General features: G+C 69.2%; 24 protein-coding genes. 7 read left to right on the plus strand and 17 right to left on the minus strand.

The annotated features are described in order from the left end of the window. Window positions 1-128: 128 nt before the first annotated feature. From ACWEIJ_RS08605 to ACWEIJ_RS08650, 10 genes are all read right to left on the minus strand, one after another. Window positions 129-341, minus strand: coding sequence for a hypothetical protein (locus tag ACWEIJ_RS08605; protein WP_449836548.1), 213 nt, complete (start codon window positions 339-341; stop codon window positions 129-131). 115 nt (window positions 342-456) lie between these two features. Continuing rightward, window positions 457-2,268 (minus strand): phosphoenolpyruvate carboxykinase (GTP), encoded by a 1,812-nt coding sequence (locus tag ACWEIJ_RS08610; RefSeq protein WP_449836549.1) that lies wholly within the window; start codon window positions 2,266-2,268, stop codon window positions 457-459. Window positions 2,269-2,574: 306 nt separating this feature from the next. Then, window positions 2,575-3,261 (minus strand): DUF6802 family protein, encoded by a 687-nt coding sequence (locus tag ACWEIJ_RS08615; RefSeq protein WP_449836550.1) that lies wholly within the window; start codon window positions 3,259-3,261, stop codon window positions 2,575-2,577. A 44-nt stretch (window positions 3,262-3,305) separates the two neighbouring features. Continuing rightward, window positions 3,306-3,908, minus strand: a complete 603-nt coding sequence (locus tag ACWEIJ_RS08620; protein WP_449836551.1) for a cupredoxin domain-containing protein — start codon at window positions 3,906-3,908, stop codon at window positions 3,306-3,308. After that, entirely contained in the window at window positions 3,908-4,783 is an 876-nt protein-coding gene (locus ACWEIJ_RS08625) for a cupredoxin domain-containing protein (protein ID WP_449836552.1), read from the minus strand. Before ACWEIJ_RS08625 ends, ACWEIJ_RS08620 begins: the two co-directional genes overlap by 1 nt. 25 nt (window positions 4,784-4,808) lie before the next feature. Then, a complete protein-coding gene (locus ACWEIJ_RS08630) occupies window positions 4,809-5,693 on the minus strand; it encodes a CopD family protein (RefSeq protein ID WP_449836553.1) in 885 nt (294 codons plus the stop codon). After that, on the minus strand, window positions 5,690-6,301 hold the full coding sequence (locus tag ACWEIJ_RS08635) for a hypothetical protein (RefSeq protein ID WP_449836554.1): 612 nt from the start codon (window positions 6,299-6,301) through the stop codon (window positions 5,690-5,692). The genes ACWEIJ_RS08630 and ACWEIJ_RS08635 overlap by 4 nt, the downstream gene beginning before the upstream one ends. Before the next feature lie 247 nt (window positions 6,302-6,548). After that, window positions 6,549-8,369 (minus strand): dynamin family protein, encoded by a 1,821-nt coding sequence (locus tag ACWEIJ_RS08640; protein WP_449836555.1) that lies wholly within the window; start codon window positions 8,367-8,369, stop codon window positions 6,549-6,551. Next, window positions 8,366-8,731 (minus strand): nucleotide exchange factor GrpE, encoded by a 366-nt coding sequence (gene grpE / locus ACWEIJ_RS08645; protein ID WP_449836556.1) that lies wholly within the window; start codon window positions 8,729-8,731, stop codon window positions 8,366-8,368. Before grpE ends, ACWEIJ_RS08640 begins: the two co-directional genes overlap by 4 nt. Continuing rightward, a complete protein-coding gene (locus tag ACWEIJ_RS08650; RefSeq protein WP_449836557.1) occupies window positions 8,728-10,233 on the minus strand; it encodes a dynamin family protein in 1,506 nt (501 codons plus the stop codon). The genes grpE and ACWEIJ_RS08650 overlap by 4 nt, the downstream gene beginning before the upstream one ends. A 54-nt stretch (window positions 10,234-10,287) precedes the next feature. Here ACWEIJ_RS08650 and ACWEIJ_RS08655 point away from each other — a divergent pair, with 54 nt between their 5' ends. Beyond that, window positions 10,288-10,722: a hypothetical protein gene (locus tag ACWEIJ_RS08655; RefSeq protein WP_355456228.1), complete on the plus strand. Its 435-nt coding sequence runs from the start codon at window positions 10,288-10,290 to the stop codon at window positions 10,720-10,722. On the opposite strand, the gene ACWEIJ_RS08660 is transcribed toward ACWEIJ_RS08655, so the two are convergent. Next, window positions 10,707-11,075 (minus strand): GntR family transcriptional regulator, encoded by a 369-nt coding sequence (locus tag ACWEIJ_RS08660; protein WP_449836558.1) that lies wholly within the window; start codon window positions 11,073-11,075, stop codon window positions 10,707-10,709. The genes ACWEIJ_RS08655 and ACWEIJ_RS08660 overlap by 16 nt on opposite strands. After that, a complete protein-coding gene (locus tag ACWEIJ_RS08665; RefSeq protein WP_449836559.1) occupies window positions 11,072-11,749 on the minus strand; it encodes a hypothetical protein in 678 nt (225 codons plus the stop codon). The genes ACWEIJ_RS08660 and ACWEIJ_RS08665 overlap by 4 nt, the downstream gene beginning before the upstream one ends. Before the next feature lie 117 nt (window positions 11,750-11,866). Here ACWEIJ_RS08665 and ACWEIJ_RS08670 point away from each other — a divergent pair, with 117 nt between their 5' ends. Next, the gene (locus tag ACWEIJ_RS08670) at window positions 11,867-13,042 is read left to right on the plus strand and encodes a sensor histidine kinase (RefSeq protein ID WP_449836560.1); all 1,176 of its coding nucleotides are present in this window, start codon (window positions 11,867-11,869) and stop codon (window positions 13,040-13,042) included. Between the two features lie 9 nt (window positions 13,043-13,051). Then, window positions 13,052-13,708: a response regulator gene (locus ACWEIJ_RS08675; RefSeq protein ID WP_030465720.1), complete on the plus strand. Its 657-nt coding sequence runs from the start codon at window positions 13,052-13,054 to the stop codon at window positions 13,706-13,708. Here the strand turns inward: ACWEIJ_RS08675 and ACWEIJ_RS08680 are convergent. The 3 genes from ACWEIJ_RS08680 to ACWEIJ_RS08690 are packed head-to-tail and all read right to left on the minus strand — an operon-like array spanning window position 13,705 to window position 15,615. Continuing rightward, window positions 13,705-14,625 carry an SDR family oxidoreductase gene (locus ACWEIJ_RS08680; RefSeq protein ID WP_449836561.1) on the minus strand — a complete coding sequence of 307 codons (921 nt, stop codon included), beginning with the start codon at window positions 14,623-14,625 and terminating at the stop codon, window positions 13,705-13,707. The two genes, ACWEIJ_RS08675 and ACWEIJ_RS08680, sit on opposite strands and share 4 nt — an antisense overlap. Continuing rightward, entirely contained in the window at window positions 14,609-15,088 is a 480-nt protein-coding gene (locus tag ACWEIJ_RS08685) for a pyridoxamine 5'-phosphate oxidase family protein (RefSeq protein WP_449836562.1), read from the minus strand. Before ACWEIJ_RS08685 ends, ACWEIJ_RS08680 begins: the two co-directional genes overlap by 17 nt. Beyond that, window positions 15,088-15,615 (minus strand): TetR/AcrR family transcriptional regulator, encoded by a 528-nt coding sequence (locus tag ACWEIJ_RS08690; protein WP_449836563.1) that lies wholly within the window; start codon window positions 15,613-15,615, stop codon window positions 15,088-15,090. Before ACWEIJ_RS08690 ends, ACWEIJ_RS08685 begins: the two co-directional genes overlap by 1 nt. A gap of 48 nt (window positions 15,616-15,663) precedes the next feature. Between ACWEIJ_RS08690 and ACWEIJ_RS08695 the strand changes: the two genes are divergently transcribed. Then, window positions 15,664-16,446: an HAD family hydrolase gene (locus ACWEIJ_RS08695; protein WP_449836564.1), complete on the plus strand. Its 783-nt coding sequence runs from the start codon at window positions 15,664-15,666 to the stop codon at window positions 16,444-16,446. Here ACWEIJ_RS08695 and ACWEIJ_RS08700 read toward each other — a convergent pair. Further along, the gene (locus ACWEIJ_RS08700) at window positions 16,391-17,293 is read right to left on the minus strand and encodes a LysR family transcriptional regulator (RefSeq protein WP_449836565.1); all 903 of its coding nucleotides are present in this window, start codon (window positions 17,291-17,293) and stop codon (window positions 16,391-16,393) included. The genes ACWEIJ_RS08695 and ACWEIJ_RS08700 overlap by 56 nt on opposite strands. 75 nt (window positions 17,294-17,368) lie before the next feature. Between ACWEIJ_RS08700 and ACWEIJ_RS08705 the strand changes: the two genes are divergently transcribed. Then, entirely contained in the window at window positions 17,369-17,728 is a 360-nt protein-coding gene (locus tag ACWEIJ_RS08705; RefSeq protein WP_449836566.1) for a darcynin family protein, read from the plus strand. A gap of 4 nt (window positions 17,729-17,732) precedes the next feature. Here the strand turns inward: ACWEIJ_RS08705 and ACWEIJ_RS08710 are convergent, their stop codons facing one another. Continuing rightward, window positions 17,733-18,167, minus strand: a complete 435-nt coding sequence (locus ACWEIJ_RS08710) for a PPOX class F420-dependent oxidoreductase (protein ID WP_449836567.1) — start codon at window positions 18,165-18,167, stop codon at window positions 17,733-17,735. Window positions 18,168-18,298: 131 nt separating this feature from the next. Here ACWEIJ_RS08710 and ACWEIJ_RS08715 point away from each other — a divergent pair, with 131 nt between their 5' ends. Both ACWEIJ_RS08715 and ACWEIJ_RS08720 read left to right on the plus strand, forming a co-directional pair. Continuing rightward, a complete protein-coding gene (locus ACWEIJ_RS08715; RefSeq protein WP_449836568.1) occupies window positions 18,299-19,210 on the plus strand; it encodes an ABC transporter ATP-binding protein in 912 nt (303 codons plus the stop codon). Window positions 19,211-19,216: 6 nt separating this feature from the next. After that, window positions 19,217-19,966, plus strand: coding sequence for a hypothetical protein (locus tag ACWEIJ_RS08720; protein WP_449836569.1), 750 nt, complete (start codon window positions 19,217-19,219; stop codon window positions 19,964-19,966). The last annotated feature ends 4 nt before the right edge of the window (window positions 19,967-19,970 follow it).

Here is a 19,970-nt window from a genome sequence, read left to right on the forward strand (position 1 = left end):
GTGTCAAGACCGTTTTCGCGACCTGTGGACGAGTCCCCACGGCTGTCCACAGCTATCCACAACATGTGCACAGAGCCGTCCACACCTGTGGACAACTTCGTCCCGAATGGACGGTGAGCTGCACTGACTCAGAGAAAATTGCTGCACAGGACCACGCCGACGGCGGTACCGGCCGCTAAACCGAGGACGAACACGAGCAGGTAGCGCCACCACGTCGGGCGGGCCGGAAGGGCAGGCGGCACCGGGTAGTAGCGCACGATGCCGGTCGTCGGTCCGACCTCAACGTCGCGCTTGGTGCCGTCGAAGTGAAGTCCCCCGAGGAAGTCCCCGTCCTGCGTCACCCGTCCAGTGATACCCCACCAGAGCGACCCAGTCACTCACCGCGCCTGCTTGAAATGCACGCGGGGACCTTTCGTACTCTCTGAGAGTACGAAAGGTCCCCGCGTGGCGTCAGGGTCAGCCCAGGCGCTGCTTCAGAGCCGCCAGCTCGTCGCGGAGCGTGGTCGGAACCTTGTCGCCGATCTTCGCGAACCACTCCTCGACCAGCGGGATCTCGGCACGCCACTCGTCGGCGTCGAACGCCAGCGCGGCCTCGATGTCCTCACGCGACGCGTCCAGACCCTCGAGGTCCAGGTCGTCCGCGGTCGGCACGTAGCCGATCGGGGTCTCCTGAGCGGCGGACTTGCCCTCGATGCGCTCGATGGCCCACTTCAGCACGCGCGAGTTCTCGCCGAACCCGGGCCACAGGAAGCGCTTGTCCTCACCGCGGCGGAACCAGTTCACGTAGAAGATCTTCGGCAGCTTGTCGGCGTCGGCGCGCTTGCCGAGGTCGACCCAGTGCTGGAAGTAGTCACCGGCGTTGTAGCCGATGAACGGCAGCATCGCCATCGGGTCGCGCCGGACGACACCGGTCTTGCCGACCGCGGCGGCCGTGGTCTCCGACGACAGCGTGGCGCCCATGTAGGTGCCGTGCTGCCAGTCGCGCGACTCGGTGACCAGCGGAATCGTCGTGGCGCGGCGGCCGCCGAAGAAGATCGCCGAGATCGGCACGCCCTTGGGGTCGTCCCACTCCGGCGCCTTGATGTCGCACTGCTCGATCGGCGTGCAGTAGCGCGAGTTCGGGTGCGACGACAGCTCCTCGCTGTCCGGCGTCCAGTCCTGGTGCTTCCACGAGGTGAGGTGGGCCGGGGGCTCGCCCATGCCCTCCCACCAGATGTCGCCGTCGTCGGTCAGCGCGACGTTGGTGAACAGCGAGTTGCCCTTGGCGATGGTGCGCATCGCGTTCGGGTTGGTGTGGTAGTCCGTGCCGGGCGCGACGCCGAAGAAGCCGTTCTCCGGGTTCACCGCGTACAGGCGGCCGTCCTCACCGAAGCGCATCCACGCGATGTCGTCGCCGAGCGTCTCGACCTTCCAGCCGGGGATGGTCGGCTCCAGCATCGCGAGGTTGGTCTTGCCGCAGGCCGACGGGAACGCGGCCGCGATGTAGTACGCCTTGTTCTCCGGCGAGGTGAGCTTGAGGATCAGCATGTGCTCGGCGAGCCAGCCCTCGTCCCGCGCCATCACACTCGCGATGCGCAGCGAGTAGCACTTCTTGCCGAGCAGGGCGTTGCCGCCGTAGCCGGAACCGAAGCTCCAGATCTCGCGGGTCTCCGGGAAGTGCGAGATGTACTTGGTCTCGTTGCACGGCCACTGCACGTCGGGCTGGCCGGGCTCCAGCGGGGCGCCGAGCGAGTGCAGCGCCGGGACGAAGTCCGCGTCCTCACCGAAGAGCGCGAGAGCCTTGGTGCCCATGCGGGTCATGATGTGCATGGAGACGACGACGTACTCGGAGTCGGTGATCTCGACGCCCAGCATCGGCTTCTCCGCGTCGAGCGGGCCCATGCAGAACGGAATCACGTACATCGTGCGGCCGCGCATGCAGCCCCGGTAGAGCTCGGTCATGATGGCCTTCATTTCCGAAGGGTCCATCCAGTTGTTCGTCGCGCCCGCGTCCTCTTCACGCACAGAACAGATGTAGGTGCGCTCCTCGACCCGAGCGACGTCGCTGGGGTCCGAGGCGGCCCAGAACGAGTTCGGCTTCTTCTTCAGCGGCACGAACGTGCCGGCGTCGACGAGCTTCTTCGTGAGACGGTCCCATTCGCCCTGGGACCCGTCCGCCCAAACAACCTCATCGGGGCAGGTCAGCTCAGCGACTTCCTGAACCCATGCGAGCAAACGCGCGTGGTTGGTAGGTGCGTGTTCGAGACCGGGAATGGTCACTGCCGTCATCTCGTCTCGTCTCCTGACTGAACGCCTCGGCTGCCCGAGGACGGGGTGGGTCGTCCGCGGTGTGGGGACTTCGTCGTCCTCGGGAATAGCTCCAGACGCCCGGTGGCGCCGGGCGTGCGTGGAAGGGGATGGATCGAGGTTAGCCCGGTGAATGGCAGGTAACGCACCCCCAGCCTGTCGGTTCTCTCACAAAACCGATTCTGGAATCGATTCAGCACTCGGACGGCGTTAAGGCGCGCTTGAGGTGGGAAAAACGCAAGAGGCCCCGGTGCGGTTCTCACCACACCGGGGCCTGTGACCTGCGCTTCAGTTCGGGCTGATCCACTGCCCGGTGGTGGAATCGATTCGGACGACCCCGTCGAACCGTTCTTCCTCGAACCAGTCGTCCGAGTCGTCCAGAATGCCGCTCTTCGAGTCGGTCACGTACCGGCCGTCGGACTCGATGTGCCCGTGCTCGACCTCGACCCAGTCGTCACCGCGGTGTTCCGACATCGTGACCTCGCCCGATCGTGTGATCTCGGTCGCCACGTCGGCCCGTCCGTCGCCGTTCTTGTCGGTGAACAGCCAGGTGTCCCCGTCGTCGTCCCGCACCACGGCGGTGTCGGCCTTGCCGTCGCCGTCGGTGTCCTCGGTCGCCCGCCCGACTTTTCGGTCGCCTTCGTCGGTGTCCACGACAATCGTCTGCTGCGGCGCAGAATTTGTTTTTTGTTGGTGATTGTCGTTCGGGTCGACGGCAACCCACTCGCCGGAATTCTCCTCGAACCGGGCCTGGCTGAGGAGATGGCCGTCCTTGTCGAACGTGCTCATCAGATCGGCGTCACCGTCGCCGTTCGTGTCGGTGAACGCGAGATGTCCACCGTCGTCCGTCTCGACCACGGCGGAGTCGTTCACGCCGTCGCCGTCGAGGTCGAAGGTGACGTCGGCGGTGTACTCCTCGTGCTCGACGGTCACCTTCAGCTCGGCGTCGGCCGCACCGTTCTCGTCGATGTACACCGGGACACACCTCCTACACCTCTTGCGTACCGGTATGACCCACGTTATGCCGGTTTGGTTCCCCGGCCAACCTCCTCGCGCTCCGGCCGCGCGCCGATCAGCAGCAAGCACAGCGTGGTGACCGCGGCGACGAGACCCGCCAGCAACAGCATCGGCGGCAGGGAGGCCGAGGGCGGCTGCGGTGCCGCGACGGCCGCGGCCGCGCTGGTCGTCACCGTCTCGGCAGGCGCGGACGTCGTTGTTGTCGTCGTCGGCGCCGTGGTCGCCGCCGGTGCCTGGGCGGCCGGTTGCGCGGGCTGCCGCGGAGCCGGCGCGGGTGTCTGAACGGCGAGCACGACGATCTGGGCCCGCATGTCGGGGTGCACGGAGCAGACGTAGTCGAATGTGCCCGGTTGGGTGAACGTGAAGCTCCACGACTGCCCCTGGGCGAGCATCGGCGAGTGGAACGTGCCGCCCGCGACGTCGTGCGCGGCCTGGTCCTGGTTCGTCCACGTGACGACGTCGCCGACGTGCACCGTCATCGTGGCCGGTTGGTAGGCGTACCGCGAGATCGGGATCTGGTGCGTCGTGGCGGCGGACGCCGTGCTGACGGCGAAGGTCAGCACGGCGAGCGCGGCCAGGACAACGCCGGCCAGGCCGCGCGTCATCAGCAGATCGCCTGGTTGAACGCCGGGTCGAGCATCTGCTCGACCAGCACGGTGTGCGCCTTGATGTAGTTGTCGAACGCCAGCGCGTCCTGCACCTGCTGCAACGGTGACGTCTCCAGGTGCGCCGCCTTCACGTGCGCGATGAACGGCGCCAGCACGTCAGCCGGCAGGGACGAGGTCAGTGCCGGGTCGAGCATCTGCTCGATCAGCACGGTGTGCGCCTTGATGTAGTTGTCGAACGCGAGCGCGTCCTGCGCCTGCTGCAACGGCGAGGTCTCCAGGTGCGCCGCCTTCACGTGCGCGATGAATGGCGCCAACGCCTCCTTCTTGACGCAGGTCGGCTGTCCCGCCGGCGGCGTGGCCGTGGTGGGAGTCGGGTGCGTCGTCGGATGACCGGTCGGAGGAGTCGTCGTGGGTGGCGTGGTCGTCGTCGGCGGTGTGGTGGCCGGCGGCGTGGTCGTGGTCGGCGACGTGCTGCCGTTGACCGTGACCGAGGCCTTCATGTCCGGGTGGATCGAGCAGTAGTACGAGTACGTGCCCGCCTTGGTGAAGGTGTAGCTGAAGGTCTGGCCCTTCTGGAGGGTCGGCGAGGTGAACTTCTCCGGCCCGTTCGTCACGACGACGTTGTGGGGCGCCGTGTCGTGGTTGGTCCAGGTGACCGTGTCGCCGGCGGAGATCGTCAGCGTGGCCGGCTGGAACGCGTAGCCCATCATCTCGACGTTGGTCGTCTGCTGGGTGGCGGCCTGACCCTGCTGGGCGGCGAGGTCCACGCCGACCGGGGCGGCCTGCCCCGGTGCGGTGAGGCTCAGACACAGCGCCGTTCCCGCCATGCCGAGTGCCGCGACGAGCACGGCGAACCGGTTTCCCTTGTCCACTGCGGACTTCCTTTCTCGTTGCGAGTCAGCGACCGGGACCGGTCGTGACGAGGAGGGCGGCGACGGCCAGCACGACGACGGCGAGCACCGCTTCGGCCGCGACCGACACCACGAGCCCTCGGGTGGTCGCGGCGACGCGCAACCGCCGGTCCACCCAGGTCTTGCTCGCGAACCCGAGGACCAGCAGCCCTCCGAAGAGCACGAGCTTCGTCAGCAGCAACCGGCCGTATCCGGTGTGCAGCAACGCGTCCACCGAACCGACGAGCCGCCACGCCAGCACCGCGCCCGCCGCCGTGATCACCCCGACGGAGACCATCGCGAGCCGCGAGTAGCGCGGCAGCACCGCGGCGAGCACGTCCCGGTCGCGGGCGGGCAGCACGGCGAGCAGCAACATCAGCAGGCCGCCGACCCAGAGGCAGACCATCAACAGGTGGGCGAACACGACCGCCTGGCCCCAGCCGGGCAGGTCCATGACGTGGCCGGTCATCCCGTTGGTGCGCAACACTCCCAGCGCGACCGCGGTGGCACCGACGCGCCACGGCAACGACCGCGCGGCGCGCGCACCGCGCCGGGTCAGATCGGCGACCACGACCAGGGCGAGCAGCCACAGCAGCACGCGGGCGAACCACACCCGGCCGAACGGGGTGTCGAACAGCGGCACCAGCACCGACGGGTCGAAGGCGGCGGACGGCGGCCGTCCCGCCACCCACGCGGCGTCGAAGCAGAGACCCGCCGCGGTGCCGGCGAACCCGCAGAGCCAGCCGAACCCGATCAGCCGCCTGGCTCGGGCGGTGTCCGCGCCGTCGGGCCACAGCAGGGCGATGAAAGCCGTGCCACCGATGAACAACGTCGTGCCGAGGTAGTCGAACGACCTGGCGAACAGCAACCACGACTTCGCCGCCTCGGTCATGGCGTGTCCAGCACTGCTTTGACCTGGCCGGTCTGCTCGTCCACGGCCAGGGCGCAGGTCGAGCCGAGCAGGTCGCCGACCAGCTTGCCGGCATCGCCGAGCAGCTTGGTGGGATCACCCAACAGCGGTAGGTCCACAAGGGACGGTTGCTTCAGGTCGCCGGCCTTCTTCGTGCCCGTCGGCAGTTCGTGCACCACCGGCAGGTCTTCGCCGAGCAGGGACAGCAGTCCGAGCTGCCGCAGCAACTTCGTGATGGCTCCGGCGTCGCACGGTTTGCCCGGCTGGGAGCTGGGAGGTGTGGTCGTCGGCGGCGGTGTCGTGGGCGGCGGGACGTCCGGATGCGTGTGCTCGGGTGCGGGCACGTGCGGTCCCTCCGGCACCGGCGGCATCGGAGCCGGGTCGTACGCCACCGGTTGCGGCATCGGGTTCTCCGGCTGGGGCGGCTGCTCGGCCGGCGAAGTGGTGGTCGGCGCGTGCGAGTGCTGATCCGGTTGGCTGACCACGCTCTGCGTCTGCGGCACGCGCCCGATGCCCGACGCGAACCCGAGCACGACGACCACGGTGCCCACCAGGGTCGCCGCCACCACCTGGTCTCGTTGCAGCTTCATATCGGGCAGCGAAGCAGTTCAGCGATTACCGGCCATTCCCGTTCGATGACACAACGGTGAACTAGCTTGCGCACCGAAATAGTCGCAAGCCGTGCAGACCCGGAAACGACGAATTAAATTGCCGCCACAAGAAGGCCCTGATCAGGCAAAATGAGCAAAGCTCCGTTAAGTTCAATCATTGGTACAATCGAATTTGTCGACCACCCGTAACCGTCGGACGGCACGGTCGTTGAGCCTTTTTCGACCCCTACGCGCGGTCGCGCACGGACCTGATCCGGCCCAGCAGCTCCTCGGCCTTCGCGCGTCCCGCCTCCACCTCGGCCAGGTGCCGGGTCACCGACTGGAGTTCGCGACCGCGTTCGCCGGCCTCCATGCGCAGCGCCTTGTCGACCTCGCGCAGTTCGGCCTCGATGGCCTCGATGCGCTTGGCGAGGGCCTCGTCCAACGCCAGCGACAGCGCCTGCTCGGCCTCGATGAGCTGTTCGGCGACCAGTTGGTCCACTGTGGAGCGGGCGTCGGCGATGGCGTCGGAGAGCCACTGCTTGACGTGCTGCTTCTCGGCCGTGTGGGTGCGGGTGCGGGCCATCCACCACCCCGCGCCCAGACCCAGGACGATCGTCACCGGGAGGACCACCGGGTTGAGGACGGCGATGCCGAGACCGGCCAGGGGCATCACGGCCAGCTTGCCCGCGCCCAGGCCACCGGACACGCCCATGAAGACCAGCAGCTTGTCCTCGGCGGTCGGCGGCCGCTTCTCCTTGGGGCGCAGCACGACCGGGGGTTGCTCGCCACGTGCGAACTGGCCGCGGATCAGGGTCAGCTCGTCGGCGGAGAACAGGGTGGCGAGAACGGCGTCGGTCACCTGGGCCAGGCGGACGGCCAGGGCCGTGGAGATGCGGCCCGACACCACCTGCAGGGCCGTGTCGACCTGTTGCGGCAGCTGGGCCAGAGCGGTGCGATCCGCCGCGTCGATCGCCTGGCGGTACCAGGTCTGCAGGTCGCGCATCTGCCGGGAGATCTCGTGGGAGTTCTCCACGCGGGCGCGCTGGACCTCGCCGCGCAGGCGGACCTGCCAGCCTCGGGTGGAGGAACGGCGTTCGGTCTGCAGCTCCTCACGCCGGGCGCGCAGCACGGCGGCCTCATCCTCGCCCACGGACAGCGCGCGCTTCTCGTGCTCCAGGCGCACCGACAGCTCGGCCAGCACCGTGGACAGGGCGCGCAGGGCGTTGGCCTCGGCGAGCATGCCGGCGCGGCCGGCGACCAGTTCCTGCAGTGCGGTCTGCAACGCGCCGATGCCCGAGCGTTCGCGCAGCATGGCGGCGGCGTCCGGGTTCGGGGCCTGCGCGGCCATCTCGAACATGCGGGACGAGACCGGGTGGAAGACGGCGTCGGCGAAGCGCGGGGCGTGCTCGGCCAGCAGCGCGCGGTCGGCGTCGAGGACCTGGCGCCAGCCGCGGTACTGGTCGGTCTTGGTCAGCGCGAAGACGACGGTCTCGACGCGGTCGCCCACGCGCTTGAGGAAGTCCAGCTCACCGCGGGTGAACGGCGACGAGGCGTCGACGACGAACACCAGGGCGGTGGCCGAGGTGACGGCTTCGAGCGCCAGCTCGCCGTGCACCGACTCCAGGCCACCGACACCTGGAGTGTCCACAACGGACATGCGCTCCAGCAGCGGGATCGGGGCGTCGACCTCGACGTAGCGCGGCGGGAGCTCGCCGGGAGGCAGCTCGTGCGCCGCGGAGACCCAGTTGATCAACGCGGGCAGCGGGAACGTCACCGGCGCGAGCACGCCGGGGTAGCAGGCGCGGGCGGCCCACGCGGAACCGTGCTGGAACACCAGGTACGTGGACGTGGCCACGTCGGCGTCGACCGGGGAGAGGCCAGGAGTGGCCAGCAGGGCGTTGACGAGCGAGGACTTGCCCCGGTTGGTCTCGCCGACGATCACGACCGACGAGATCTCCGGGACCGCGCGGCGAGTGACCCAGTCGGCGAGCACCGGGTCGAGCTCGCGCACGAGAGAGGTGAGACGTTCGCGCGTCTGACGGACCGTCTGGGCGAGGTTGCTCATGGGGCCGTGTAGACCGTCACGATCGGAGCCCGCAGGACGCGGCCGCGGTCGCAGAAGCCCGGTACCTCGGTCTCGGCGACCAGGCCCTGCAGTGACGCGTCGTCCGTGGGCACCGTGCCGCCGGCTTCGTGCAACGACGGGTCGAAGCGCTCACCGTCGGCGCGGACGGCCACGACCCCTATGGTCGACAGACCTTCCTCGATGCGCTCGACCACGCCGGCGCTGGCGCGGTCCAGCGCGTACAGGCACAGCTGGACCAGGGCGCGGCGTTCGGCCAACGCCTGGTCGAGGAGCTCGTCGGCAATGGTCTCCACACCGTCGTCCGACGCCACGCCCGTGGGATCGGTTCCATTCACGCTCATCGGTGCCCCCCAGCACGTAGTTGCTGCCACATGAGGAAATACGCCCGGTGGACGACGTGCGCCACCCGAGCCTGCGCCGGCGTCGCCCCGAACGAGGCGAACGAACGCCACCAGCCGGCGCGTTCCAGCGCGCGGGCGGTCAGTTCCGGCAACGAACGGCCGGTCAGCCCCAGCTGTCCCGGCACGTCCGGGGTGCTGCCGACGCGCAGCACCTCCTCCGTCAGGTCCGGCGGCAGCGCCACCGCACCGGACGACACCAGGGTCAACGCCTCCAGCAGCCGCAGCTGATGGGCCTCCGGACGGGCCAGCAGCACCTCGATCGCGTCGTGCACGCGCTGCCGTTCGCCGGGATCGCCCGAGGCCAGCGAGGTGACCGACGCCAGGGCGGCCGCCGCCTTGATGCCGTCGGCACGGGCCCGGAACACCGCGTCCAACCGGCCGCGCACGGCGGCGAACCCCGAGGCGTCGAACAGCACCCGCCGCAGCGCACCCGCGGTCAGCGAAGGTTCGGCGTCCAGCGCCGACAGCGCACGGCCGATGCCGTACAGGTCGAGCTTCTCCAGCAACCGCGACCGCACGCCGGACGGGACGTCGCAGTCCCACGACGTGAAGAGATCGCCGGCCATCAGCATCATCGTGCGGGTGTCGGGGTCCAGGGCCGCCAGCTGCCGCAACGCCTCCGCGTCGGCCGAGGTGAACTCGCCGGTCTCCGCGGACTCCGCGAGCAGGCTGATCACCGGCAGCACGTCCGCGACCCGCGGTTTCAGCAGCACGGCCTGCTTCGAGGCCAGGATCTCCGCGGCCCGCCACACGTCACCGTCCGAGCCCTCGACGGTTTCCGGTGCCACGGCGTCGACCTTGTTCAACGCGGCGATGGCGTTGACCGGCCCGGCCTCACGGGAGGCGGTGGCGGCGGTGAAGGCCGCCAGGGTCGAGTGGTCGTCCGCGCGCACGCCCTGCGTGACGACGTAGAGAACGGCCTCCGCGCCCGCGACGGCGTTGCGCGACACGGGATCCAGCAGTTCCTCGGTGCGCGCGACCGAGGCCGCGTCCAACGACCCGAGTCCTGGCGTGTCGATGACGGTGAAATCGCGCAGGACGGCGTTCGTCAGGTACGCCTCGATGTGCGAAACGCCGTCCAAGCCAAGAGAAGCGGGAATCATGCCGTTGGCGTCGAACGGCAGCACCTGCCGCCGTCCGTCCCGCAGCACCACTTCGATGCGGTCGACCGTTCCGTACTGATAGCGCGTCACGAGCCTTGTGCACTCACCGACGTCGGTGGGCGCGACCCGGCGGCCGATCAACGCGTTGACCAGCGTCGACTTGCCGGACTTGATCCGCCCCGCCACCGCGACCTGCAACGGCGCGTGCAGCCGCCGCAACACCTCCTGAAAACCGACGGCGGTCTGCTGGGAGACCTGAGGCCGCAGGGCGACGCACAACTGGGCCACCGCCGCGCAGAGCGGTCCGGCCAGTTGTTGTTGTCCCTGCAACGCCGTCACGGGAACTGATCGTGCCACGGTTTGTACGCGTGCGTGCGCGGGTAGCCACAGCTCATGGAAGACAGCTACGTGACGTTCCTAGTGCTGGGGATCGTCCTGGTCGTCGTTGACGGCCAGCTGATCTACCACAGCGGCAAGGGATATCTGAAGCGCGCGTACGACGAAGAAGAAGCCACCTCGATGATCCGGCTCGCGGTGGTGTTGTTCCACCTCGTCGTGCTCGGCCTGCTCGCGCTGGTGTCACTCGTCAGCGTCGAGACCGGGAACGCGACCAAAGACGTCGTGATGAAGCTGGGCATAGTGCTCTTGCTGCTGGCACTGGCGCACGCGGTGACGATGGCGATCCTGGCCAGGATTCGGGATCGCCAGATGCAGCAGCAGCTCGCGGACCAGATGGCCGAGGAGCACCGCATCTACGAGGAACGGCACGCGCACGTAGGCGAACCGCGACCCGCACCCAAGATCGAGTCGCCTTACTCAGCCCCGTAGTGGGCACGCACGGCGTTCAGTGCCTCCCCCTCACTGGCGCCGAGTGACCGAGCGACGGCGACGAACTCCGCCGCGGCGGCGGAGAGCGGGTCCGGTGCATGCGAAGGCAGGGCAGCCACCACGGTGCCCTGCCTTCGTCCTGTCGTGAGCACGCCTTCGGTCTCCAGCTCGCGGTACGCCCGCGCGACCGTGCCGGCGGCGAGGCCGAGGTCGGCGGCGAGCTGCCGGATCGTCGGCAACCGCGACCCGACCGGCAGCACGCCACCGCTGATCAACCGCACCAGCTGGTCGCGGACCTGACGCCACGGCGCGACGCCGTTTTCGACGTCGACGACGATTCGGGGCGCGCTCACCGGTCGATCTTCGCCGGAACCGGCTTGGTGTTGGCCATCGCGATCCACGCGAGGATGCCGATGATGAGGCCCCACGTGCTGAGGTCCAGCACACCGGCCACTGCCGCGCCCAAGCCCGCCGACACGTGCACGCTGCGGGTCCGCAGCGCCATGTCGACGTCCTGGTCACCGGTCGCCGGGCGGGTCACCGCGGCCCAGATGATCACACCGACCACCGCCGCGGACAGCGCCAGCCACCCGACGAGGTCCCACCTGAGATAAATGCCGAGGTCGATCGCCACGGCCAGGACGATGAGCACATAGGAGACGAACACGCCCTTCGAGGCGATGTCGAACAATCCGCGCGGGGTGAGAGACGCCACCCGGCGAGCCGAGCGCCGAGGTCGCAGCGCCAGCAGTTCGGCGAGCAACGTGCCGGCGAGCACGGTGACCAGGATGTCCCCGTGGCCGTCACGCAGCGGGGTGAAGTACCCGATCGCCGGATACAGCCAGGGGTAGAGCAGGCGACGCCGCTTCAGGTACCGGACGGCGTCGGCCACCTGCGCGTCCGTCGGATCGGGCACCTGCCACTTCTTCAGCAAGCGCTTGCCGTTCGACGCCGTCGGCCACAGGAGCACGAGCAGCAGCAATCCGAAGCAGACGAACACGACCACCGCGGCCACACGATCGCTCACCGCACACCCCCGAGTTTTTGTATCAACCCCTCGACACAATAACTCACACTGAAGTCGTACGCACCGTCCACCCGTGGCGCGACGCGCGGAAGTTCGACCCGCACCTAACCTGGTCCGGTGCGGCGGTTCAGCCTGTGGATGAAGGCTCACCCGGCGTTCGGGGACTCCCTGATCGCCGGGATTCTGCTGATCTTCGACATGGCTGTGGGGCTCAGCACAACGGACCGGGGCGTGTCGTTCTCGGCGTTCCTCGCGGTCACGCTGCTGATGCTCGGACCGCTGCCGTTCCGGCGCTACCACCCGCTCGGCACCAGCTACCTGATCCTCGCGGGCGGGTACCTCCAGCTCTTCACCCACGGCGGTGAGGGCGGCATCCCGGTCCGCATGTCCGACTTCGCGCTGGCCATCGCGCTGTACACGCTGGTGGCGTACATCGGCCGCAAGTCGGCGTTGATCTACTCGGGCTGGTTGCTCGCGGGCACGCTGCTGTGGGCGATCTTCCAGGTCGGCGAGATCCAGGCCGTGTTCCTCGTGTTCATGGTCTTCGTGATCTTCGGCTTCAGCTGGGCGATGGGCGAGTTCATCGGGGCTCGCCGGGCCTACCAGAGCGAGCTGGAGCAACGGCTCAAGCTGCTGGAGACCGAACGCGACCAGCAGGCCAGGATCGCGGTCGGCGAGGAGCGCTCGCGGATAGCCCGTGAGCTGCACGACGTCGTCGCGCACGCGGTGAGCGTCATGATCGTCCACGCGGACGGCGCCGCCTACACGATCAGGTCGCAGCCGGAGGTCGCGGAGAACGCGGTCCGCACGATCGCGGAGACCGGACGGCTCGCGCTGACCGAGATGCGGCGGCTGCTGGGCGTGCTGCGCAGCGAGGACGCCGAGACGCAGTGGGCTCCCCAGCCGGACGCGCGCGGCGTGGTCGAGCTCGCCGAGAACACCCGCGCGGCCGGGGTCCCGGTGCGGCTGGAGATCACCGGTGACGTGGAGGACCTGCCCGCCGGTGTCGGCCTGAGCATCTACCGGATCGTGCAGGAAGCGCTGACCAACACCATCAAGCACGCCGGCGCGGGCACGACCGCGACCGTCCGGCTCGCGCGGTCACCGGAGGAGCTGCGGCTGGAGGTCGTGGACAACGGCTTCGGCACGCCGCACGACGTGGTCAAGGTGTCCGGCGGCAACGGGCTGATCGGCATGAGGGAAAGGGCTGCGGTGCTGGGCGGCGAGTTCGAGGCGGGCCCCAACCCCGGCGGGGGCTGGCGTGTGCGCGCGAGCTTCCCCCTGGCCGCATAGGGTGATCGAGTGATTCGGGTGCTGCTGGTCGACGACCAGGAACTCATGCGCATGGGCTTCCGCATGGTGCTGGGGGCGCAGGAGGACATCGACGTCATCGGGGAGGCCGCCGACGGCCTCGACGCGGTGCAGATGGCCGACAAGCTGCGCCCCGACGTCGTGCTGATGGACGTCCGCATGCCCGTGCTCGACGGTGTGGAGGCGACCAAGCGGATCACCGAGGCCGACACGGCCAAGGTGCTGGTCATGACCACGTTCGACATGGACGAGTACGCGTTGTCCGCGCTGCGCAACGGCGCCAGCGGGTTCCTGCTGAAGGACACCCCGCCGTCCGACCTGGTGTCGGCGTTGCGCGCGGTGGCCTCCGGTGACGCCGTGGTGTCGCCGTCGGTCACCAAGCGGCTGCTGGGCCGGTTCCTCGGCGACGGCGGCGGTGAGCTGCGGGACGCCACCGTGCTGGACGTGCTGACCGAACGCGAGCGCGAGGTGCTCGTGCTGATCGCGAAGGGCCTGTCCAACACGGAGATCGCCCGCAAGCTCTTCCTGTCGGAGGCGACGGTGAAGACGCACGTCGGACGGATCCTCGCCAAGCTGGAGCTGCGAGACCGGGTGCAGGCCGTGGTGCTCGCCTACGAGACCGGTCTCGTCCGCCCCGGCGACGCCTAGCGGTAGTCCGCGGGGTCCGCGGCCACGACCGTCCCCGCGATCCGCGGCTTCACCACGTCGTCCCACCACCGGCCCCAGTCCGGCTGCGAGCCGTCGAGGTCGGTGAACCCGTACTCGCGCTTGAGCCGCCACGACGACAGGCACTGCCCGGCGAACCTGCGGCGGTCCGGGTCCGCGGCGAGGTGTGCGATCCCGCGGCCGAGGTAGTGCGGCGTCTCGGACAACGCGTAGTCCGGCACCTTCTCGATCGCGTCCCGCCAGTTCTCCTCGGTGACGCCGAACGTCTCCAGCATCTGCTCGGACCGCAGGAACCCCGGCGTCGCGGCGACCGCCGTCACGTTCGGGAAGTCCTTGAGGTCCTTCGCGAGCACCTCGCCGAACCGCCGCACGGAGTTCTTCACGGCGTCGTAGGTGAGGTTCACGAAGTAGGCCTCGCCGTCCTCGCCGTCGGTCACCTCGACCACGAGCCCGTCGTCGGAGCGGATCAGGATCGGCATCAGCCTGTGCAACGTGACGAGGTGGGTCTCGATGCCGTTGCGCCACATGTGCAGCTGCCGGTCGAGGTCGTGCTCCCAGAACCTGCCCCACTCGACGAGGCTCTCGCCGCCCCACGCGTTGTCGACGAGGACGTCGAGCCGGTCGAGGCGCGCCGCGAAAGCGTCCACATCGGACGGATCGGTGAAGTCGCACCGGATGGCGATGCCCTTGCCACCGGCCTTGGTGACCAGGTCCGCGGTGTCCTCGATCGTCTCCGAGCGGCCCACCTCGGACTGCTGTTCCCGCGTGGTCCGGCCGCCGACGAACACGGTCGCACCGGCCGCGCCGAGCTCGATCGCGATCGCCCGGCCCGCACCGCGCGTGCCACCCGTGACGACGGCGACCTTGCCGCTCAGATCCGGTTCACTTCTTGGCGACACGTCGAGTGCCCCTTCCCTCGTGCCAGGACAGGACGACCATCTCGTCGCCCTCGACCGTGAGCGACACGACCTCGGTGACGTTCAGCCGGAACAGGTCGAGCTCGCCGCCCTCGGGCATCCACCCGGTGCGGTCGTAGAGGTCCTTGAGGTAGTCGTCCTTCTCCAGCCAGAACTCGGCCGTCCCGCTGATCTTCGCGTCGCCCGCCGCGGTCATCGAGGCCGTGGTCGTGGTGCAGTGCAACGAAAAACGCGGGTCGCGACGCAGATCGCGCGACTTCAGCGAGTCGAGCATCATGCCGACCCACAGCTCACCGCGCGCGAAGTCCGGCTCCACGCCGCTGATCCGCGGTGAGCCGTCCTTGCGCAGCGTCGCGATCAACGCGTGCCGGTCCGCCGCGAACCGGCCCTGCGTGAACGCGGCCAGGTCGGGCTCCTCCGCCGCGAACTGTGCCCAGGTAGCCATCAGCGCATCCCCTTCAACACCAGGTCGATGTCTTCCTCCATGCGTGCCAGCAGCTCTCCACGTGGTCGTACCGACCAGTCCATCGCGATCCCGTACACCAGCGCGGCCAGCACGCGAGCCGCGTTCGGTGGCAGCTCCTCGGCCGCGCACAGGACTTCCAGCTCCGTCTCCAGCACCGCGTAGTGGCGAGCCAGCAACGCCCTCAGCTCGGGATCGATGAGGTCGACACCGAGCTGCGCGAGGTTGTTCGTCGCGACCACCGGGTCGGCCAGCCGGTCGAACCAGGTCAGCAACGCCTCGCGCACCGAGCCGGCCGCGCGCATCCGGCGCGTGACCTCCTCGCTGCCCGCCCGGGTCAGCGCCTGCAGCAGGCCGCTCTTCGACCCGAACCGCTTCGCCACCGCCCCGACCGACACCCCGGCCTCCGCCGCCACGTCCGCGACCGTGAACTCCGGTCCGCGCCGGTCGATGACCGTCGCGGTCGCACTGAGGATCCGCTCGTCGGAGATGGTGCGAGGTCGTGCCACCCCATTAGTGAACCACAATTCACTAACCTTCGCCTAGGGTGGTGTCACGTGAACTGGAGACCCCGGCTGGTAGCGCTGGACATCGACGGCACCCTCACCCACGTCGGCTCGAACGACATCTCACCCGCCGTGAAAGCGGCCGTCACGCGCGCTGCCGAACATGGCGCGCACGTCGTGCTCTGCACCGGCCGCAGCCTGGTCGGCACGACCCCGATCACCCCGCAGGTGCCCGTGTCGCTCGCGCTGTGCTCGAACGGCGCGGTGTGGTGGGACCCGGCGCGGGACGAGATCACCAAGCGCACGACGTTCGACCCCGGCCCGACGATCAAGACCCTGCAGGCGCTGCTGCCCGGCTCGGTGTTCGCGGCCGAGCAGACCGGCGTCGGCAGCCTCTCGCTCGGCCGGTTCCTGCCGAACGACCTGTGGGGCGTGGCGACGGACGCGACGTTCGACGAGATCGCGGCCACGCCGACACCCCGGCTGGTCATGCGCTGGCACGACCGCACACCCGCCGAGCTGGCGTTCGCGGTGCGGGAGCTGGAACTGCCGGGTGTCTCCTGGACGGTCGACCACACCGAGGCGTGGCTGACGGCGGTGCCGCAGGACGTGACGAAGGGGTCGGCGCTGGAGGAGCTGCGGGTGTCGCTGGGCGTCAGCGCCGACGACACGCTCGCGATCGGCGACGGGTCCAACGATGTCGAGATGCTGCGGTGGGCGGCGTGCGGCATCGCGATGGGTCAGGCGCCGGCGACCGTGCAGGCGGCCGCCGACGAGGTCACCGCGACCGTGCTGGAAGACGGTGCGGCGCAAGCGCTTTCGCGGTTCTTCTGACCACGTCCCGCAGCCAGCGCTGGGCGGGATCGACGTCGAGGCGCGCGTGCCAGTGCATGCGCACGTCGACCTCCGGCAGATCGGCGTCGACCGGGAACCACCGCAGCGTCCGATGATGCTCTTCCGCCAGCCGCTGCGGGATCAGTCCGATGTGGTCGGTCGATCCCACCAGCGCTGCCGCGGCCGCGTAGAACGGGACGACCGCGCCGACGTGACGTTGCAGGCCTCGCGCCTGCAACGCCACGTCCAACGGCCCGTGCGTGCGGCCGCGCCGCGAGACGCTGACGTGCGGGTACTTGCACAGCTGGGCCAGCGTGGCCTTCTTCAACGGATGGCCGATGCGCACCACGCCGACCATCCGTTCCGTGAAGAGCGCCTCGGACCTGATGTCGGCGTCGACGTCCGACCCAGCGCCGAGGTCCAGGTCGACCGTGCCGTCCCTGAGCGGCTCGACGCTCTCGTCGCCCTCGGCCACGAACCGCAGCACCACGTGCGGCGCCGCTTCGGCCACCGCCCCGACCAGCGGCGTCACCACCCCGTCGCCGACGCGGACGGTGAACGTGCGGCGCAACCGCGCGACATCGAGTTCTTGGTCGTTGACCAGCGCCGACGCCTCGTCCAGCAGCGAGCGCACCCGCGGGGCCGTCCGCAGGGCGAACGGCGTGGGCACGAGGCCCCGGCCGGCCCGCACGAGGATCGGGTCGCCCATGGCACGCCGCAACCGGGCGAGCGCCCTGCTGGTCGCGGGGACGGACAGGTGCAACAGCTCGGCGGCATCCGTGACGCTGCCTGCCCGCAGCAGCGCGTCGAAGACGCGGAGGAGGTTCAGATCGAGCTGATCAGGCACCTTTGCATCGTACGCAACTGTGTCTTGCCGAAGTTGCGTGGCGAGCAAGGGTCGCGCGTTTCTAGCGTTGCCGTCATGACAACCTTCGAGGCCAACCTGACCGCGTTCATGCTCGTCAAGACCACCAGGAAGTGGCTGGACCTGACCCTCGCCCAGCGGATCGAGGTGCTGGAGACGCGGGTGCTGCCCGCCATCAAGGAGAGGACGGAGGGCGTCCGCTCCCGCTTCTACGACACGGAGTTCTACTCGGCGCGGGTGACCGACATCTGGGTGTGGGAGGCGCGTGACCACGAGGCCTACCAGCAGCTCGTCGAGGCGTTGCGGGACTCGCCGTTCTGGGACGACTACTTCGAGGTGGTGGAACTGCTCGTCGGGGTGGAGAACGGGTACGCGCGCAACAACAACGTGGACCCGCTCGCCACCATCGAGGTCTAGCGCCCTAGTCCGAGACGTTCACCTTGGCGACGACCTTGTCGACCTTGACCCGGACGACCATCTCGCCGGGCACGCCGTTGCGCTCGGCGAACTCGTCGGCGCGGTCGGCGCCCATGTAACGAGCGGCGGTGCGCCCCGCCCAGTACTTCAGCTGGTCCGGATCCTCGTCGACCTGGGCCTGGCCGGTGATGGTCACGAAGCTGAAGGGCGGGGCCTCGTCGTCGAAGCACAGGGCCACGCGGCCGTCGCGCAGGATCGACTTGCCCTTGATCGTGTCGCGCGAGGTCAGGAAGACGACGTCCGGGCCGTCGAGGTCCACCCACACCGGGGCGACGTGCGGCGAGCCGTCCTTGCGGGTGACCGCGAGTTTGCCGGTGCGGGCGGGCGTGGCCAGCACGAACTCGCGCCACCAGCCTTCTGGAGCTTCGGTGTAACCCATGAGCAGCATTCAACTACGACTGAGGTAGGGGCACCGGACGACTGAAGTTGACGGTGGCCGCAGACCGCAGGGCGATGTGGCAGACCCCCTCGGCGCAGGAGAGTTGTCCCCGACACCGAGAGGGGACGCTGATGATCGAGGCAATCGGCCTCACCAAGAGATACGGCAGGACGGTCGCGGTCGACGACCTGTCGTTCACCGTCCAACCTGGACGGGTGACCGGGTTCCTCGGTCCGAACGGCGCGGGCAAGTCCACCACGATGCGGATGATCCTGGGGCTCGACCGACCGACGGCAGGCCGCGTGCTGATCGACGGGAAGCCCTACACCGAGCTGAACCGTCCACTGCGGACGGTCGGCGCGTTGCTCGACGCGAAGTGGGTGCACCCCAACCGGTCGGCGCGGGCCCACCTGAAGTGGCTCGCGGTCTCGAACGGGCTGCCGGCCGAGCGCGTGGACGCGGTGCTGGAGGCCGTCGGTCTCACCCAGGTCGCCAACAAGAAGGCCGGCGGGTTCTCGCTCGGCATGTCGCAGCGGCTGGGGATCGCCGCGGCACTGCTGGGCGACCCGCGGGTGCTGCTGTTCGACGAGCCCGTCAACGGCCTGGACCCCGAGGGCATCCTCTGGATCCGCACGTTCATGCAGAACCTCGCCGCCGAGGGCCGCACGGTCCTGGTGTCGAGCCACCTGCTGTCCGAGATGGCGCTCACGGCGAGCGAGCTCGTGGTGATCGGCAAGGGGAAGCTGATCTCGCAGGGCAGCACGTCGGAGTTCATCGACCGCTCGACGGGCAACTCCGTGCTCGTGCGCAGCCCGCAGCTGTTCAAGCTCGGGCCGTTGCTCGTCGACAAGGGATTCACGGTTCGTGACGGCGCGGACGGGGCATTGTCCGTATCGGGTGCGACGAGTGACCAGATCGGGGACATCGCCGCAGCGAACGGTGTCGTCCTGCACGAACTGAGCCCGCAGCGCGGCTCGCTCGAAGAGGCGTTCATGCAGTTGACCGGCGATGCTGTCGAGTACCACGCAGAGATCGGGAAGTGAGTGGCGATGACCCTGTTGGCAGTTGAGAGAATCAAGCTCTTCTCGACCCGCTCGCCGTACTGGTGCACGGCGCTCGCGATCGCCATGTCGGTCGGCTTCGCCGCGCTCCTCGCGGCGAACGCGGACCAGGTCGGCGTCGGCCTCACGCAGGCGGGCACGCGGCTCGCGCTCGTCGTCGTGCTGGTGCTCGGCGCGCTCGCGGTCACCACGGAGTACCGCTTCAGCACGATCCGGGCGACGTTCCTCGCGGTACCGGGCCGCACGTCGGCGCTCGTCGCCAAGACCGTCGTGGTCGCGCTGGTCGCGGGCGTGATCGGCGAGATCGCCGCGTTCGGCTCGTGGGCCATCGCGAAGGTGATCAAGCCGAGCGCCGACCTCGCGATCAACACCTCCGCGGAATGGCGGACCGTCGCCGGCGTCGGCCTGACGTTCGCGATCGGCGCGATCCTCGCGATCGCCGTCGGCATCCTGGTCCGCCAGACCGCGGGCGCCGTGGCGATCCTGCTGGTCTGGTCGATGCTCGCGGAGAACCTGGTCGGGCTCATCCCCAAGGTGGGCGTCAAGATCCAGGCCTGGCTGCCTTTCATGAACGCCGACAACTTCCTGGCCGGGGACAGCCCCGCCGGGGCGGACGGCGAGGCCGCCGGTGGTGTCGTCTTCAAGCTGAGCCACTGGGGCTCGCTCGGCTACTTCGCCGGCATCGCGGTCGCGCTGCTGGTGGTCGCGCTGGTCGTCGCCAAGCGCCGGGACGCGTGACCGG

The sequence above is a fragment of the Lentzea sp. NPDC004789 genome (assembly GCF_053601075.1).

Excerpts from the sequence above, each read along its gene's own strand:
- ACWEIJ_RS08610 (WP_449836549.1), bottom strand. The coding sequence starts at position 2,268 with ATGACGGCAGTGACCATTCCCGGTCTCGAACACGCACCTACCAACCAC.
- ACWEIJ_RS08620 (WP_449836551.1), bottom strand. The coding sequence starts at position 3,908 with ATGACGCGCGGCCTGGCCGGCGTTGTCCTGGCCGCGCTCGCCGTGCTG.
- ACWEIJ_RS08630 (WP_449836553.1), bottom strand. The coding sequence starts at position 5,693 with ATGACCGAGGCGGCGAAGTCGTGGTTGCTGTTCGCCAGGTCGTTCGAC.
- ACWEIJ_RS08635 (WP_449836554.1), bottom strand. The coding sequence starts at position 6,301 with ATGAAGCTGCAACGAGACCAGGTGGTGGCGGCGACCCTGGTGGGCACC.
- ACWEIJ_RS08640 (WP_449836555.1), bottom strand. The coding sequence starts at position 8,369 with ATGAGCAACCTCGCCCAGACGGTCCGTCAGACGCGCGAACGTCTCACC.
- grpE (WP_449836556.1), bottom strand. The coding sequence starts at position 8,731 with ATGAGCGTGAATGGAACCGATCCCACGGGCGTGGCGTCGGACGACGGT.
- ACWEIJ_RS08655 (WP_355456228.1), top strand. The coding sequence starts at position 10,288 with ATGGAAGACAGCTACGTGACGTTCCTAGTGCTGGGGATCGTCCTGGTC.
- ACWEIJ_RS08685 (WP_449836562.1), bottom strand. The coding sequence starts at position 15,088 with ATGGCTACCTGGGCACAGTTCGCGGCGGAGGAGCCCGACCTGGCCGCG.
- ACWEIJ_RS08705 (WP_449836566.1), top strand. The coding sequence starts at position 17,369 with ATGACAACCTTCGAGGCCAACCTGACCGCGTTCATGCTCGTCAAGACC.
- ACWEIJ_RS08710 (WP_449836567.1), bottom strand. The coding sequence starts at position 18,167 with ATGGGTTACACCGAAGCTCCAGAAGGCTGGTGGCGCGAGTTCGTGCTG.
- ACWEIJ_RS08715 (WP_449836568.1), top strand. The coding sequence starts at position 18,299 with ATGATCGAGGCAATCGGCCTCACCAAGAGATACGGCAGGACGGTCGCG.
- ACWEIJ_RS08720 (WP_449836569.1), top strand. The coding sequence starts at position 19,217 with ATGACCCTGTTGGCAGTTGAGAGAATCAAGCTCTTCTCGACCCGCTCG.